At 39.4% G+C, this 16,950-nt stretch carries 14 protein-coding genes; 3 read left to right on the forward strand and 11 right to left on the reverse strand.

The window, feature by feature from the left end; translation table 11 throughout:
- Window positions 1-5 precede the first annotated feature (5 nt).
- From rsmG to ccsA (MKS91_RS00340), 11 genes are all read right to left on the reverse strand, one after another.
- Window positions 6-593 carry a 16S rRNA (guanine(527)-N(7))-methyltransferase RsmG gene (rsmG, locus tag MKS91_RS00290; protein WP_258568850.1) on the reverse strand — a complete coding sequence of 196 codons (588 nt, stop codon included), beginning with the start codon at window positions 591-593 and terminating at the stop codon, window positions 6-8.
- Complete coding sequence (gene rsmD / locus MKS91_RS00295) at window positions 590-1,126, reverse strand: 16S rRNA (guanine(966)-N(2))-methyltransferase RsmD (protein ID WP_258568851.1); 537 nt, start codon at window positions 1,124-1,126, stop codon at window positions 590-592. The genes rsmG and rsmD overlap by 4 nt, the downstream gene beginning before the upstream one ends.
- Window positions 1,127-1,277: 151 nt before the next feature.
- The gene (locus MKS91_RS00300; protein WP_258568852.1) at window positions 1,278-2,810 is read right to left on the reverse strand and encodes a leucine-rich repeat domain-containing protein; all 1,533 of its coding nucleotides are present in this window, start codon (window positions 2,808-2,810) and stop codon (window positions 1,278-1,280) included.
- Between the two features lie 541 nt (window positions 2,811-3,351).
- Window positions 3,352-4,746 carry a leucine-rich repeat domain-containing protein gene (locus MKS91_RS00305; protein WP_258568853.1) on the reverse strand — a complete coding sequence of 465 codons (1,395 nt, stop codon included), beginning with the start codon at window positions 4,744-4,746 and terminating at the stop codon, window positions 3,352-3,354.
- A 132-nt stretch (window positions 4,747-4,878) separates the two neighbouring features.
- Window positions 4,879-6,147 carry a leucine-rich repeat domain-containing protein gene (locus MKS91_RS00310; RefSeq protein WP_258568854.1) on the reverse strand — a complete coding sequence of 423 codons (1,269 nt, stop codon included), beginning with the start codon at window positions 6,145-6,147 and terminating at the stop codon, window positions 4,879-4,881.
- A gap of 147 nt (window positions 6,148-6,294) precedes the next feature.
- Window positions 6,295-7,809 (reverse strand): leucine-rich repeat domain-containing protein, encoded by a 1,515-nt coding sequence (locus MKS91_RS00315; RefSeq protein WP_258568855.1) that lies wholly within the window; start codon window positions 7,807-7,809, stop codon window positions 6,295-6,297.
- Between the two features lie 882 nt (window positions 7,810-8,691).
- Entirely contained in the window at window positions 8,692-9,732 is a 1,041-nt protein-coding gene (locus MKS91_RS00320; RefSeq protein WP_258568856.1) for a leucine-rich repeat domain-containing protein, read from the reverse strand.
- Between the two features lie 69 nt (window positions 9,733-9,801).
- Complete coding sequence (locus tag MKS91_RS00325) at window positions 9,802-10,290, reverse strand: TlpA family protein disulfide reductase (protein ID WP_258568857.1); 489 nt, start codon at window positions 10,288-10,290, stop codon at window positions 9,802-9,804.
- The gene (gene ccsA / locus MKS91_RS00330) at window positions 10,287-11,993 is read right to left on the reverse strand and encodes a cytochrome c biogenesis protein CcsA (RefSeq protein ID WP_258568858.1); all 1,707 of its coding nucleotides are present in this window, start codon (window positions 11,991-11,993) and stop codon (window positions 10,287-10,289) included. The genes MKS91_RS00325 and ccsA (MKS91_RS00330) overlap by 4 nt, the downstream gene beginning before the upstream one ends.
- Window positions 11,950-12,345 (reverse strand): cytochrome c maturation protein CcmE, encoded by a 396-nt coding sequence (locus MKS91_RS00335; protein WP_258568859.1) that lies wholly within the window; start codon window positions 12,343-12,345, stop codon window positions 11,950-11,952. The genes ccsA (MKS91_RS00330) and MKS91_RS00335 overlap by 44 nt, the downstream gene beginning before the upstream one ends.
- Entirely contained in the window at window positions 12,326-13,021 is a 696-nt protein-coding gene (gene ccsA, locus MKS91_RS00340) for a cytochrome c biogenesis protein CcsA (protein WP_336604796.1), read from the reverse strand. Before ccsA (MKS91_RS00340) ends, MKS91_RS00335 begins: the two co-directional genes overlap by 20 nt.
- Window positions 13,022-13,263: 242 nt before the next feature.
- On the opposite strand from ccsA (MKS91_RS00340), the gene rpsU reads away from it, so the two are divergent.
- Genes rpsU through rpoD form a run of 3 tightly spaced genes read left to right on the forward strand, consistent with a single transcriptional unit; the run spans window position 13,264 to window position 16,899 of the window.
- Window positions 13,264-13,533, forward strand: a complete 270-nt coding sequence (gene rpsU, locus MKS91_RS00345; protein ID WP_258568861.1) for a 30S ribosomal protein S21 — start codon at window positions 13,264-13,266, stop codon at window positions 13,531-13,533.
- A 6-nt stretch (window positions 13,534-13,539) separates the two neighbouring features.
- Window positions 13,540-15,210: a DNA primase gene (gene dnaG, locus MKS91_RS00350; RefSeq protein WP_258568862.1), complete on the forward strand. Its 1,671-nt coding sequence runs from the start codon at window positions 13,540-13,542 to the stop codon at window positions 15,208-15,210.
- 33 nt (window positions 15,211-15,243) lie between these two features.
- Entirely contained in the window at window positions 15,244-16,899 is a 1,656-nt protein-coding gene (rpoD, locus tag MKS91_RS00355; protein ID WP_258568863.1) for an RNA polymerase sigma factor RpoD, read from the forward strand.
- Window positions 16,900-16,950: the final 51 nt, after the last annotated feature.

A 16,950-nucleotide genomic window follows, 5' to 3' on the forward strand; every position in this document is an offset into this window, starting at 1 on the left:
ATTAACTACTTATTTTCTTTATAGCACAACCAATGCTCACGATCGGACTCTGGCACACTAAGCGCTATCATCTTAGCACCAGCAGTATCTGGACAGTGACGACCAACATATAATATATAAACGTTAGGGTTTAAATGCTTAGTTAGTGACATCACTACTTCCGGGTCAGCCACAGCTCTTGCTGTCACTGCATCTACTTCTGCTAAAGGAAGCTGCTCTACCCTATTATGGTAAACAGTCACATTATTAAGACCTAAGTGCTGTACTAGTGCCCGGAGATAAGCCACCTTCTTGCCATTTGAATCCACTAAGTGATACTGTTTATCTGGGTTCATAATAGCCAAAGGAATACCGGGAAACCCTGCACCAGTCCCCACATCAAGAATCACATGACTCTCTTTAAAATATGGATCAGCCGATAAGGCATCCAACACATGATAAATCTCCTGATCTCTCTTTTTCTTAAGTCTTGTTAAATTATGCTTTTGGTTCCATTCTCCTAAAAAATCCAGCATGCTATCTAATTGCTCAATTTGATTATCGTGATAAGGAATTCCCATGGCTTCGATATGTTGTTTTAAAAAATGATTCATAACTCTCTCTTGTATAGATGCATCCAGACCTGCCCAACACGCTTACACTTTATCTGGGAAAAACCTTCAATATCTTCTAACATTGTTCCAGACTCTATATAAAGCAATCCACCAACTGCCAAAACCTGACGATTTATTAACCACTGAATACTCTGCTGTCTTAATGCCTCATCCCCAAAAGGAGGATCCATAAAACAGACATCAAACGTTTCATCAATATCACATGGTATAGAATGACACATCACCCTAATATTCACGTCACCTAGCTTACTGGCTGCCTTATTAATATATTGGCATGATAACTGATTTTGTTCGATACACAAAATAGATTTCGCCCCTTCAGACACAGCCTCGAAAGCCAATATACCAGAGCCAGAAAACAAATCGAGACACTTTTTCCCATCAAGATTCATCCGCAACCAATCAAACAATATTTTTCTAACTCTAGATCCAGTAGGTCTAATGCCTACATCATCTAGAAACGCGACTTGGCGGTTTCTATACTGACCACTTTGAATACGGACGCTTCCCATTGAATAACACTCATTTTATGATTCTATTAATGTAACAAGTTCAACAGCCAACTACAAGAAAACTTCACGCTCTCATAAAACCAGTAGACAAAAACTACAGACTGCATCATAAATGCTTCACCTGAGGATTGTCTCTTTCCTTTGATTGACTTTAGGCAATCCCTAGCCCAGAGGTTATTGGAATACTTGCGATCCTTACTGGAAAAATTTTTTGCTTTTCTGTATCAATAGCACACTCTAACGCCTTAGTCCCAGATAATTGAAAAATTTCTCCACCAACATCTTTAGCGTGAATAGCTGGCCCACCTTTATCATCAAGGCGATTCATACAAAGTAAAAATGTATGCATCAATTTCCTAAGCTGCGTCATGGGGTAGCCAAAAGGCAAATCAATCATGCTCTTCACATGGTGTTGCAGTATGACAAGAGCCACACCATTAGGTCTTAATGCAGATAAAGACCGATACAACTCTAGCTGCGAAAACCAAGAAAACACCTCTAAAGGGTATTTGTTGATATCAGATAGATGACTCACTGGTTGCGATATCTTTTCTGCTAGCTGATTTATAGTTTTAGATATAAAGAAGCTCTGTAAGGCTCTGCAGCCCATAAATACCAGATTACCCATACTTGTTACACTATCAGGGAGTGTCACCGAGGTTAAGCCTGTACAGCCCCTAAAAGCATAATCTTCAATACTCGTTACATTATTTGGTATTGTTGTAGTTATTAAGCCAATGCAGCCATTAAATGCGCTTCTTTTAATGGTCTGTAAGCCATTAGGAACCTTTATATGGGTTAAGCTTCTACAACCTGAAAATGCTTCTGCCCCAATCAACCCTACAGTATCTGGGATAGTCATAGTTGTCAATCTGATGCAGTCGTAAAATGCCGAATCACCAATACTTGTTACACTATTTGGGATCGTGACTTGAGTTAAGCCTACACAGAACATAAACACCCTACTTCTGATAATCGTTAAACAAGCTGGTAGCGCAATAGATCTTAAGTTTGTGCAGCCCGCAAATACATCATTACCAATATCCGTCACACTATCTGGAATGGTCACAAAGGTTAAGACCCTAAAGCCTCTAAATGAACTATCCTCAATACTCGTCACACCAGCAGGTATTTCCAATCTCCTTAAATTGGTGCATCCTGAAAATGCCGTAGCACTAATAGCTTTTTTAGCATGACCTCTAGTTCTTACGGTTGCTAATAGCGGCCCTTCTCCTGTCACAACAACTGAAGTTAAACTTTTGCAATCATTAAATGCTCCCTCACCAATACTGCTAATACTATTAGAAAGTGTCACTGTTTCCAATCCGCCACATCCCTCAAACGCTCCCTCAGCAATATATTGTAAACCATATGGGAGAAAAATAGATTTTAAACTTCTGCAGCCCATAAAAGCCCTTGCACCTATTTTCATTACACCAGTAAAGGGTAATTTTTTTAAACTTTCACAACCGTAAAATGCACCCGCACCTATACTCGTTAACCCTGATGTAGCAACAACATACTCTAAACTTTGACATCCCCAAAATGCTTCAGGATCAATAACTGTTATACGACCTGGAATTGTCACCCATTTTAAACTTCTGCATGATTCGAATGCACGCGATCCAATCTTAGTGACGCTGTCTGGAATCACCACACTTTCATCATTTGGATATAAATTCACACTCTTTAAAAAATTTTTATGTATGTTAAACTTTGGCATTATGTTTTTTTAATAATTAAATTCATAACAAAAAGATTTCTTTTTGTCAAAACATAATTACTTATCCTCTAACAATCTCTCTACATCATCACCTAATCAATATTCAGTTGATCTTGCATAGTAAAACCACCCAACTATAAACTATTAAAACAGGCACCTACGGTTAATCTAAGTCGCTGATACTCCTGAGCCCGTAACCGTTAAACTACTATTGATAAACGTACTATCACCGATACCGGTTACACTATCTTAGCCCGCTGCTCTCTTAAGCTCTTTTACCTCACCTTTTTCAATGACGATTGTCCCAACAACAGAATGACCATCAATACTTTTAATCTCTCTCTCTTTCAAGTCTCATAGCTAACATCATATTAATTGAATTGTTTAATCCTGCAGGAAACTTTATCTGTAATCAAGGATAATTTAAACAAACCGCTTAAGCATTTCATCTGTTGGCGCGAGATATTCCTCTACATCATCACCCCATGCATCAAACATTTCCTTAGCCATCTAGTTGTACTGAAGATGATACTGCTGTATGTTGAACAAAACCTGAATAGAGTTCTTTAAGTTCATTATATTTTATAACCCCGGCAATCTCATCTGCTGTAAGCATCAATAAATTAGATCTCAGGGGGGCTACTCTTTCGCCTACATACTCCTTATAGACCAAATTCATAATAGATAACACCATCTCCTCTGGCAATACGTCCGTGTTTCCCTCAGGATCAATCATTCTTGAGAATCTTTTCAAGCAAAGGAATATCAGCGTAACAAAGCCTCTGTGCATTGCTTCCTTAGCTCGAATAACTTTTGGAGCGCCACCTGGCTGAAAATATATTTTATCCCTTGTCACGGAAGGATTCTCTCTTGGAAATGCCCGTCTTAATTTAAATAAATCCAATCCAGCAGCAATGTGTACTTCACCAAGACTTGTGCATTGGTAAAATCCATCCTCACCAATTGTCACCCATTTTGCAATCGCTAATTCTGTAAGACCCGTGCAGCCATTAAATGCACCCCAGCCAATATATACATCTTCTGAAATTTCTAAAGCAGTAATACCTGTGCAGTTTTTAAATACCTCAATACTAATTTCCACCTCTTCTGGAATCGTTACCTTTGTAATGCCTGTGCAGCCCCCAAATGCTTCTGAACCGATCCTCCCTCCTTCTGAAATCGTTAACTGTGTAATACCTGTGCAGCGCAAAAATGCACGCGCACCAATTGTTACCCCTTCTGCAATTGTTAAATGCCTTACACCCGTGCAGTCAGCAAATGCACCATAACCAATACGCGTCACACTATCTGGAATCGTTAACTCTGTAATACCTGTGCAGCCCTGAAATGCATGATCACCAATTGTCACCCCTTCTGGAATTGCTAATTCTGTAAGACCCGTGCAGCCATAAAATGCATGATAACCAACTACCCCCCCTTCTGCAATCGTTAGCTGTGTAATACCCGTGCAGCCATAAAATGCACGATCACCAATAGTCTCCCCTTCTGCAATCGTTAGCTGTGTAATACCCTTGCAGCCCCTAAATGCATGATGACCAACTACCACCCCTTCTGCAATTGTTAAATGTCTTACACCCGTGCAGCCATGAAATGCCCCATAACCAATACTCGTCACACTATCTGGTATCGTAATCGATGCTAAGCCTGTGCACCCCTTAAATACCTCCTCACCAATACTTATCACACCATCTGGAATCACAACAATCGGGTCATGACCATAGTATCTCTCTAAAAAACCATTGCGGATTTTAAAGCTCTTGTAACGATCATACGACTTTTTTAATGCTCTTATATGGGCTTTTATATCAATATTTACAATCAATAATAAAAATACCGCAAAAAGCGCAATCATTGCAATCCACAACACGTAAGACATATACTACTTCCCATTTATTATAATTTATTAATTAGCAGTTCTTCAGAAATAAATCAAGCCTTCCCCCGAACATTATTGAATTTTATAAACTACCTTCAATAAGGTTTAGTACTATGATTGAGGATATCCCTGCTATAATGAGTTTGGCTTAGAGGGAACAAATCTTTCATACAATCCCTTAAGGTCATTATATGCTTCAACTGCTTCTCTCTCATTCTCTCTCAGCATCAATGAATCTGAATCTAGACGTGCTGCTTTTTCAGGCAAACAATCAATACTTACAAAAAACATAATATACCGGAGCAATTCAGGAGGCAATTCAGGCAAGATAGCTTTACCTTCCCCATGCATTGTATGTATCCTTTCCGCGCAGAGTAACACCAGGTTAGCAAAACCTATTTGCATCACTCCTCTAAACCTAGGACAAGCAGGAGTTCCCCCTATTCCAAAATATATTTTCTCCCGTGTCACTGTAGGATTTACTCCTGGCAATGCCAATCTTAATCGAGATATATTCAATCCAGTAGCAATCTGTACTTCATTAAGACTTGTGCAGCCCCCAAATGCACGATCACCAATAGTCACCCCTTCTGGAACCGTTAACGCTGTAATACCTGTGCAGCCATAAAATGCACTCACACCAATAGTCCCCCCTTCAGGAATTATTAACTGTTTAATACCCGTGCAGTAAGAAAATGCACCATAACCAATTTCCACCCCTTCTGGAATCGTTACCTGTGTGATGCCACGGCAGTTCCCAAATGCACACCTACCAATTGTCACCTCTTCTGGAATCGCTAATTCTGCAAGATTCGTGCAGCCATAAAATGCATTTCGACCAACTATCGCCCCTTGTGGAATCGTTAACTCTGTAATACCTGTGCAGCCATGAAATGCCCCATAACCAATACTCGTCACACTATCTGGTATCGTAATCGATGCTAAGCCTGTGCACCCCTTAAATACCTCCTCACCAATACTTATCACCCCTTTTGCAATCGTCAGCTCTGTAATACCTGTGCAGCCATAAAATGCAGCCTGACCAATGGTTACCCCTTCTTCAATCTTTAACTCTGTGATTCCTGTGCAGCCTGTAAATGCATATCTACCGACTATCGCCCCTTCTGGGATCGTTAAATATGAAATACCTGTGCAGTCCAGAAATGCAGCCTGACCAATTGTTACCCCCTCTGGAATCGTTAACTGTGTAATACCTCTGCAGCCCCTAAATACTTCAGCACCAATACTTGTCACATCCACAAGGTCATCTTTTGTAATCCTAAAGGCAATACTTTCTTGGCCAGCTACTGGCTCATACGATTTTAATTCACCACCCTCAATGATTAAATGTCCAACAACGGAAGAACCATCAATACTTTTAATCTCTTTTTCTTGTTTCATAGCTATCTCATATCAATTAATTTACTTAATTTTATAGAAATCTTATATTTCATCAAGATTTTTTTAATTTAAATAAACGGCTTAAGCACTTCATCTGCTGGCGCGAGATATTCCTCTACATCATCACCCCACTCATCAAACATTTCCTTAGCCATCTAGTTGTACTGTAGATGATGCTGCTGAAGATTGAACAAAATTTGAATAGGAGGCTTTAAATGTATTATATTCTATAATCCGAGCAGTCTCATCTGCTGTAAGCATCAATGAATAAGATTCCAGGGGAGCTACTCTTTCGCCTACATACTCCTTGTAAACCCAACTCAAAATATGCCTCTGAATCTCTACAGGTAAGAAAGGGAGCATTTCTGCATTAGGATCTTCCACAGCCTTACTCAAACTGTATAATCTTTCAAAGCAAAGGTGGACCAACTTAGCAAAACCTCTGTGCATTGGCTCCTTAGCTCGAATAACTTTTGGAGCGCCACCTGGCTGAAAATATAATTTATCCCTTGTCACGGAAGGATTTACTCCTGGTAATGCCCGTCTTAATTGAAACAAATCCAATCGAGCAGCTAATTTTATAGCAGTAATATTTCTGCAGCCATAAAATGCCTCAGCACCAATACGCGTCACACTTTCTGGAATCGTAATTTGAGTTAAGCCTGAGCAATACCAAAATGCCCCAGAACCAATACTCGTCACACTATCTGGAATAGTAACTGATGTTAAGCCTGAGCAATTCCAAAATGCGTTATCACCAATGCTCGTCACACTATCTGGAATAATAACGGATGCTAAGCCTGAGCACCCCCAAAATGCCGAAGGAACAATACTCGTCACACTACCTGAAATAATAACGGATGTTAAGCCTGAGCAATCCTGAAATGCCAAAGGACCAATACTCGTCACACTATCTGGAATAATAATAGATGTTAAGCCTGTGCATCTATAAAATGCCCTTTTACCAATACTCATCACACTCTCTGGGATAGTAACTGATGCTAAGCCTGTGCAGTCACTAAAGGCATAACTACCAATACTCGTCACACTATTTGGGATCGTAACGGATGTTAAGCCTTCGCAGCGAGCAAATGCCGCTCCCTCAATACTCGTCACACTATCTGGAATAGTAACTGATGTTAAGCCTGTGCAGCGAAAAAATACTTCATAACCAATACTCGTCACACTTTCTGGGATGGTAACAGATGTTAAGCCTGAGCAGCCCTGAAATGCATAACCACCAATACTCGTCACACTATCTGGAATAGTAACTGATGTTAAGCCTGAGCAGCCCTGAAATGCCCAACTACCAATACTCGTCACACCCTCTGGAATCACAATTGATGCTAAACTTGTGCAGCCTCTAAATGCCGAAAAACCAATGCTTGTCACACTATTTGGGATAGTGACTGATGTTAAGCCTGTGCAGTCCTGAAATGCCCCAGCACCAATACTCGTCACATTATTGGGTATTTTAACATGCGCACGTTTAAGATGAGTCCAATTATACTGTTGTAATTCACCCATATCACTAATCTCAAATTCTGGCCGATAAAAGAGATAGGTAATAAAATAAGCTATGTTCTCATAAATAATGTGGCAGTATAAAAGCAATTGGCCGAGAAGGCTTGTGGATAAACTAAAGAATTTATTTTTTTTCACGATCTTCGCATGGTTATTCATTAAATAAATTATAACTAAAAAAGGAATATAAATCACGTGATTTATAGCACAACTTCGACAGCCACGCCTGCCGCTATAGTAACTTAAAATCCTTCCACCTAAGGGTCATTATTTCCTACTAGCCCTACAAGAACTATACGCCCTGTCTCTGCATTTGTTGATAGTTTATCGGCTAAATAAATAACTTAAGCACTCCACCTAGCGCTTGCCAGCATTCTTAACATAACCAAACATGCAGAATAACGATATATTTCCAAATTTTTTATCATAAGGACAGATATGTTAGAACTAGGGCAAAACCGAGCAATAAGTTAAATATAAAACCTTCGCATAATCCATGTAAAACACTGAACAATAGACTTTTTTAAAACCTATGACACTGTGTAATAATAGTGTTATGGCAATAAATATGAAAATAAAAGCAATTATCGCTAGTTTGTTATTAGTGCTATCGCCACACATTATAGCAAGAGCGCAAACAAATAGAATATCATTAACAACCTTCGTTGAGATATTACTATTGTCAGTGGGTCTTTAACAATTAGCGTAACTAAAAATATGGTTCGTCAAGATAAATATAACAGCCAAGGCTCAGATCTTGTATTTCAGCCTAAGAGCAAAAACTCAGCAATTAACCTACCACTAAGAATCTGGAAGTGTCTCTACAACATCTAATTATATTGCAACAATTGAAAAAGAACTGCGTCAGAAGCATGACAAAATTACAATCCATGTCAAAAAGATTAAGCAACACCCTCTTATTGTAAATGCAGGCATAACCTATATCATTATATATGATGCAATTACAGCAACATGTTGTATAGAAGTTTACAAACAATCAAATCTAGATAGGCCTTGAATTCACGCATCTTGCCTGTCTTTTATTATTGTTAAGCTAAGTGTATGCATAGTTGTTTTTTTAACGCCTGCTTCTAAAAGTCCTTGCTTTTCATCAATGACATAACGCTGACTTTCATATACTCTAAAATCAAATATATGACAAAGCAGATCCGATGCTTCAATAGGTGGGACCATGTCCACTTCTGCTGGAATCAGCCGGTTCTTAAGTGCTTCAACATAATAGATTTTACTCAGCCTCTCCATACAAAGCAAAAATGTTTTAACATGTTCCTTCGTTAATCCAACATAGCGCAAATTATCAATACTCATTACTTCTTTTGGTCTAACATGTTTCATAATTAAGAACATATTTTTTACACTCTTATCCATCAACTTATAAGTTTCTAGTTCTTTCAGATAAGAGAGCACAGAGTCTTTATAAGAGACAATCTCACTCGGTGCTAAATGCTTTTTACCAGTGAGAGCAGCCAATGTTTTATTTGGCACAGATATTGATAGATCATTTAAGGCTGTGCAGCCATCAAATGCCCCCTCTCCAATACTCGTCACACTATCTGGAATAATAACGGATGCTAAGCCTGAGCACTCAAAAAATGCCTCATCACCAATACTCGTCACACTATTTGGGATCGTAACGGATGTTAAGCCTGAGCAGAGTGCAAATGCCCAGTCACCAATATTGGTCACACTATTTGGGATGGTAACTGATGTTAAGCCTGAGCAGCCATAAAATGCATAACGACTAATACTTGTCACACTATTCGGGATCGTAACGGATGTTAAGCCTGTGCACCCCTTAAATGCCTGTTTACCAATACTCATCACACTATTTGGAATCGTTAACTCTGTAATACCTGTGCAGCCCCAAAATGCACCCTCACCAATACTCGTCACACCCTCAAGGTCATCTTCTGGAATCCTAAAGGCCACCTCATCTTGGCCCGCTACGCTCCTAAACGCTATTACTTCACCTTTTTCAATGACGATTGCCCCAACAGCTGAATGACCATCAATACTTTTAATCTTTCTTTCTTGTCTCATAGCTGATTTCATATTAATTAAGTTGGTTAACTATAATTTCTTTATGATATTATGTCAAAAATTCATACGTTAGGTTAAACTCTTAAGTGTATTATCAAGCGCTTTACCATCATCTCGAATATAACCAAAATGACCAACCAATGTGCCTGATTTATCATATACGAATGTCTCTGGGGTATAAGTGGCATCTAGTGCATCCCATAATTGATTCTCATCATCTGCGAGAACATGATTAAAAGGGTTCCCATGAACATTAAAGAATGGTTTGATTTTTGAGAGTGATTGTTTGTGTAATACCATAACCATCTTAATATTTGGGTACTTTTGTCGTATCTTTTTCCACATGGGGTACTCTAGTAAGCAATAGCCACATGTTGAACGGAAGAAAGTGATAACGCCTCCATCTTGTAGTACTGTTTCATTCATGTTTGAACCTGCCATCGACTCAAGTGAAAAACTAGGAAGGTATTTGGCATCCGTCGCTCCATTAGCCACCATCCAATATGCAAGGACCATAACCAATATAATCCCCCCAAGCCCTAATCCAATTTTTCTCACACCTTTCTCCTTTTGATAAAACCAAGCGCCATTAGCATGGCACATCCCCAAATCCAACGAACACCATACTGATGATATATACGCATTGACCAACCATCCTCTACTTCAGCTGACATCACCACATAGCTTTCCTTAAACCAACTTATTCGGGTATCTGATATTGCAATAGCCATGTCGTTTAGAGGAAAATACCGAATAGCAGGATAATAATATGTCCCGGCTATATTCAACGTTGCTTTTTTTTCTAAATACGTAGGAGATTTTGTACTTTCAACTGACTCCATTACAACCGTATCTCCCATCAGAGTCAAAGAATCACCCATTTTAATCACAATGTCTTCATAGGAAGTTAAATGGCCATTGATTAACATCAGCAATACCATTAAAACAAATGCCATATGTGATAGATTCCAATGCTTGCTACGATAGTATGTATATAACACAAGAGCACCTGCCCCAATGGCTATAGCCAACAGTAAATGATCAGACAGCATATATGCCACCAGCATCAATACAACACCGAGACCCATTGCAGTTCGGCTTACCGACAAATAGCTAACCAATCCATAAAACACCACAAACACCATTGGTAACATCACCTTTGTGAAAAAGACTTCAGAGAGTACCAAAGGAGGAAGATTAAACAGTGACAGCATCCAAGGCAATAGCAATGTTGCGCTAAGAAAGAGTGTTATCCCTACTGCCAACAAACAGTTTAATCGAATGGCGAAGGCCTCTTGTGATCTCAGTGGGATATGGCGATACATATGATACAGCACCATGCCCATAATCAAAAGCCAATAGGCTCCAAGCCCATAAAATACGGGAGGGCTTTCGGCAAAACTATGCACCGATGCCAACATACCCCCTCTCACCATCATGGTTGAAAAGATGGTTGCCATAAAACCCATTAATGACAATATATATATCCATCTTTTTTGCTTTGCTATGACTGCATGATATAGGCCTAACTGCATTATCCAAGGTAATAACGAAGCATTCTCAACAGGGTCCCATCCCCAATAGCCGCCCCAACCTAAGATTCTATATGCCCACCAACTCCCCAAAACAATAGCCATCGTTAATATAACCAGTGAAGCGCTTAAAATACGCTTTAACAGCGCTTCATTATCTATACTCTTATCGCATGATAATACATATAAAAATGGGACAATTGAGGCCACATAACCGAGATATAACATCGGTGGATGAATCATCATACCAATATCTTGTAATAATGGATTTAAGCCTTGCGAGGGCATGACTGTCGTCGAGTGAGTAAAAGGATTGCTTGAGAGTAGCAATACTGTCAATAATCCTCCAATCACAAAAGCATAACGTTTCAGATCAATCAATGATCGATGGCAGATAACGGCATAAAAAACCCAGGTGCTCATTGCCGCCATAAACAACAATAGGGAGCCACTATGACCTGCATATACTGCAGCAACCCTATAGTAAAAAGGCAATTGCCCATGACTGTGCTGAACCACATAGTCTATTGAGAGATCTTGTATGACAAACGCTAAGACCAATATACTTAATGATAAAATTAGCGTCGCCCAATGCGCGTAAAATGCCCGATATTTAACCTGTTCATTGGTAGAAAAAATAGGCACCATGAGCACATAGGACAATACCAATATAATCTGACCTATCTCACTGAGCACCATTCTTTCCTTTTGGACGGTAATATTCATCATGCTTAGCCATGACCTGCTTTGCATGAAACACTTGATTGTCATAATACCCAACTACCACAGCATCCTGGCCCTCTTTAAACATAGTGGGTAATGCACCAATATACTGAACATCAATATCAATCTTATCATCAGCGACCTTAAAAGCGTAGACCCCCTGATGTTGAGCCAGTGACCCTGAAACAACGACACCCCCCATATACACCTGTGAATCTGGCCGTGTTACCACTTCAGATGGCGTCATATATAAATGCATGCCTTCAGAAACAGCATCTAACATGAGCCAACCGGCTACCAGCATACCAGACATGATTACCAGTACCTGGCGCATTCGCTTATAATGATACAGGTTCATGACCAGACCTATGCAATACACTACGGGCAATAAACGATGTGACAATCAGTGCTGAAAGAACAATTGTCATTAACAATGGCCACAGCATGTCCCAAGGCATGGTATTATCAGATAAACGTAGCAATGTGGACCCTTGGTGTAATGATTGCCACCAGGTGACTGAGTAGTGAATCAATGGAATATCTACAACGCCAATCAACGATACAATCATTAAGACTTGCTTAGATACCAGGTGTTTCTGACTGGCACGGTCGACTGCGATGTATGCCAAATATAAAAAAAACAGCATCAAAAAAGAGGTTAATCGAGCATCCCACACCCACCATGTCCCCCAAGTATAGTAACCCCAAACTGAGCCAGTCATGAGGGCTAGTGCACAACAAGTAGCACCCATTTTTGCAGATGCTGATGCAATCCAATCTGCTACTTTGATGCGTAAGACCCAATGCATGATGCTGCAGCCTGCTACCACCAGATATAACAACAATGCGCCTATGGCCATTGGAACATGTAGGTAGATTAAACGGAAAACTTCACCTTGGGTTTCATCAGCTGGCACAAACCAACAAATCCATGATGTAATAAAAATTGTCATTAGCGTCATGATGGGTAAACCATATCTAACAATCTTTTGACATATTGGTATATAATGTTTTGGTGAAAAAATAGCAATCATGGCTTAATCATAACGTATTGACCGTACTGCTGCCAGAAAATAATTCATAGCCAACTCCCTGCCTCTATAACGGGTTTACCACTGGGAGAGTGATGTTGGCTGCATGGGCCCAAAAAGGAGGTGCTTTTAAATGCGTTTGAAAGAAGCAAAACAAAAACTAACTTTTAATATAAAAAATGCTTGCGATTCATTAAATAAGTGGTAACATAGACGTAAGTTTTTATGAAAAGGTTTTATAATCAATGGCAACAATAGATGTATCAAAAGCAGGAAATCCACTTGCTGCTCTAAAAAAGCTAAAGCGTACTCTTGATAAACAAGGTGGTAGCGCAACAGCAAAATTCTCTGATAGACATGTCAAGCCGACTGAAAAACGTCGAAAGAGAAAAATTGCTGCTCGTAAACGTGAAGAGAAGAAAAAGATTAACGATGCTAAGAACTTGCTATCCACAACACGCCGCTATCGTAACCTTTCTGTAAAACAGATCTTAAAGAAAATCTACGGCGCTTAATACGCAATGTCAAAAACTTCGTCACATGCGACATCGGTCATTGATGGTGTTGACATTGCGGAAGAAATATCAAAATTTGTCAAACTCAAACCCAGTAAAAACGAATTATTGGGTTTATGTCCCTTTCACACAGAAGACACCCCTTCTTTCTATGTCAACCCTCAGAAAAGGTTGTTTTACTGCTTTGGCTGCCAAGCAGGTGGTAATGTCATCAACTTTAGAGCAAAAATACAAGGATTAAGTAATGCTGATGCAATAGAGGCGTTGGGTAAAGACTATAACATCAAACTCTCTGGGTCATTTATAGACCATCAGTCGCACTATCAAGTATTAGAGACCGCCCTGCATCTTTATCAAAATACCTTAAAACAAAGCATAGAAGCGCAAAATTATCTCCAAAGTAGAGATCTTACAGCAGGCTCGATTCAAGCGTTTAAGATTGGTTATGCTCCTAATGGGTGGCAAAACCTGGCTGGTTTGAAGCAGATCAATAGCAAGCATGCCAAAGAACTGGGGCTAATTATTGATAATGCAAAAGGTGGATATGACAGGTTTAGGCATCGGATCATGTTTCCCATATACACTCACCATGGCAGCTTGGTAGGCTTTGGCGGGCGATCTCTTGGTGATGAAAAACCCAAATACATTAACTCCTCTGAAAGTGCTCTATACAATAAAAGCCGAATATTGTTTGGTCTAAATCAAGCACTCCAAAATCAGCAAAAACAGTTAATTTTGGTAGAAGGCTATATGGACGTTATTAGCCTTCATCAAGCAGGCTTTACTGGCGCAGTTGCCTCTTTAGGTACCGCATTTACAGCATCACACTTCCAGCTTGCTGCTAAGTATGCCGAGAGCATTGTCTTTTGCTTTGATGGTGACGAAGCCGGGCAAAAAGCGGCAGATAAAACGTTCCATACCATCTTGCCTCTGGTACGTGACCAAATTAGCTGCTATTTCTTAACCATGCCTCGTGGTGAAGACCCTGATAGCTTTATTAAGAACAATGGCATTGAGGCATTTAGAGCAAAACTCACAGCAGCAAGACCTTTTTCAACCCACTTATTAGAACACTACCCACTATCCAGCAACCCATCGCTTGAAGAGAAGGCTCAGCAATATGACCATTTGCAAAAACTTTTAAACCACATGCCTAACTCTATTTTAAAGCGGCTAATTATAGAACAAATCCCCCAGCTTTCAAACAACCATAAGCCTATAAGGGCCTCAAAATCCTCTGAGAAACCTAATCATAACATGAGGTTTATTGAGCTTGCATTCTCCTACCCTGAGCTAATCATCTCCCAAAAAGATTCTTTAAAGCAGTATCTAGCCATCTTACCCTCCACTGTTCAACTGGCAATCCAACGGGTTTTATCAAACCCTCAAACTTCACTTGCAGGGTTTTTAACTGAAGAAAACATTTCCTTTACTCAAAACACTCATGCTGTGAACCAGGCTCATGATATGACTGAGCAAATGGCACTTCATGAAATATCTGGCTTACTGACACATTATCAAATGATTGCCGTAGAACAAAAGATTCAAGAGCATATGGCCATGATCGAACAAAATATCAACGCCAAAGAATCGAGTGAAATTCTACAAAAACTTCTTATCGTTAAGCATGGCTTAATAAAAAAGAAATCATTACTGGCAAAATCAGAAGATTTGTGATAATATTCATATAGAAAAAAACAATATCATTATATGAGTATAGATAAAAAATCAATTACCCCTAAAGCGAGATTGGTACCAGCTGAAAAAAGCGACGATACCGTCTGGCAGTACCTTCACTCAATGGGCCAAGTTCCTTTGCTAACGAAAGAATCTGAAATTACCATAGCAAAAGAAATAGAGACGGCAACCAACAAGGTTATGTTAGCATTAAGTCAGTTCCCCTTTGTTACAACTAGAATTCTAGCCATATATGACGAAATCGTTGATGAAGATTGTGATACAAAAAGTGACTTGTCGTACTTAATAAGTGGCTTGAATATTTATCCGGAACAGTACAGCACGGAGATTAATGAAGAAGAAGAAGCTGAAGAGTTGCTTATTGATCCTGACTCTGAAGCACTTAATGAAGACAGTAACGATGATATAGAAGAAGAAAGCGAATCACCTCCCCCATTTTTCGTTGAACTGAATACAGAGACGGTACATGAGTGTATGACGGCAATTAGGGAAAGCCATACTGCTTTAACTAAAGCCATGGAACAGAAAAAATCTCCTGCGATTATTAACCAGAAAAAAAACGATCTTTCGCAAACATTTATAAAGATAAAATTCTCCGGCAGAATTATCAGACATGCCATCAACCAGGTAAAAGACACTCAAAAAATCATTCGAGAACTGGATCAAAAGTTATTGCAGGTATTGGCTAAAAACATCAAAGTACCCAAAAAAGTTTTTCTACCTTTTTTCAAAGGAAACGAAAGCAATTCAACCTGGTATGCTGCTTTAATTGAAGCACATCCCGAGTATGCTGCTGGCTTTGAGGCGCACCAACACACGCTAAAGAGAATCTGCAAACAATACCGTAGAATCACTCATGAATATAATGAATCTATTGGCGATATAAAAAACACCATTGCCACCATTACTCAAGGAGAAATTGCTGCCTCTAATGCAAAGAACCAAATGATCCAAGCAAACTTACGCTTGGTCATTTCACGTGCTAAAAAATATACAAACCGTGGACTACAATTCTTAGACCTGATTCAAGAAGGAAATATAGGTTTAATGAAAGCAGTTGATAAATTTGAATACCGCCGTGGATTCAAATTCTCAACTTATGCAACTTGGTGGATTAAGCAGGCAATAACCCGAGCCATTGCAGATCAAGCGAGAACCATTAGGGTCCCTGTACACATGATTGAAACCATCAATAAAATCAATCGATTTCAACAAGACAGTTTACAAAAAACAGGTCGAGAGGCAACGCTCGAAAATATTAGCAAACATATGGATCTGCCTGTTTCAAAAATTATCAGTATCCTTAAAATATCTGATCCAGTGTCCGCAGATACTCCGATAGGAGAAGACAATGATGATGGCGCATCTCGCTTAAACTTTATTGAAGATAAGTCGGATACCCCCATGGATCAATCCATGCGCACAGCACTAAATGCTACGATTACAGATATGCTGAGCCACCTTCCTGACCGAGAAGCACACGTATTAAAGATGCGCTTTGGGCTCAATATGAATAGTGACCACACATTAGAAGAAGTCGGAAAACAGTTCGACGTCACAAGAGAACGTATTCGTCAAATCGAAGCAAAAGCGCTCAGCAAACTAAAACATCCAAGTCGTTCAGACAAACTGGCCGAATTCTTAGAAGAGATTGAATCTGAAACATAAAGCCGCTATATTGTTGTTAGACATTCTTTATTACTCACTGCTTTGACTGTT

It is taken from the genome of Candidatus Synchoanobacter obligatus, assembly GCF_024259865.1.
GTDB classification, from domain to species: domain Bacteria; phylum Pseudomonadota; class Gammaproteobacteria; order Comchoanobacterales; family Comchoanobacteraceae; genus Synchoanobacter; species Synchoanobacter obligatus.

Excerpts from the sequence above, each read along its gene's own strand:
- ccsA (WP_336604796.1), bottom strand. The coding sequence starts at position 13,021 with ATGATTGCTATTTTTTCACCAAAACATTATATACCAATATGTCAAAAG.
- dnaG (WP_258568862.1), top strand. The coding sequence starts at position 13,540 with ATGTCAAAAACTTCGTCACATGCGACATCGGTCATTGATGGTGTTGAC.
- rsmD (WP_258568851.1), bottom strand. The coding sequence starts at position 1,126 with ATGGGAAGCGTCCGTATTCAAAGTGGTCAGTATAGAAACCGCCAAGTC.
- rsmG (WP_258568850.1), bottom strand. The coding sequence starts at position 593 with ATGAATCATTTTTTAAAACAACATATCGAAGCCATGGGAATTCCTTAT.
- rpoD (WP_258568863.1), top strand. The coding sequence starts at position 15,244 with ATGAGTATAGATAAAAAATCAATTACCCCTAAAGCGAGATTGGTACCA.
- ccsA (WP_258568858.1), bottom strand. The coding sequence starts at position 11,993 with ATGATGAATATTACCGTCCAAAAGGAAAGAATGGTGCTCAGTGAGATA.
- MKS91_RS00310 (WP_258568854.1), bottom strand. The coding sequence starts at position 6,147 with ATGAAACAAGAAAAAGAGATTAAAAGTATTGATGGTTCTTCCGTTGTT.
- MKS91_RS00305 (WP_258568853.1), bottom strand. The coding sequence starts at position 4,746 with ATGTCTTACGTGTTGTGGATTGCAATGATTGCGCTTTTTGCGGTATTT.
- MKS91_RS00335 (WP_258568859.1), bottom strand. The coding sequence starts at position 12,345 with ATGAACCTGTATCATTATAAGCGAATGCGCCAGGTACTGGTAATCATG.
- rpsU (WP_258568861.1), top strand. The coding sequence starts at position 13,264 with ATGGCAACAATAGATGTATCAAAAGCAGGAAATCCACTTGCTGCTCTA.
- MKS91_RS00320 (WP_258568856.1), bottom strand. The coding sequence starts at position 9,732 with ATGAGACAAGAAAGAAAGATTAAAAGTATTGATGGTCATTCAGCTGTT.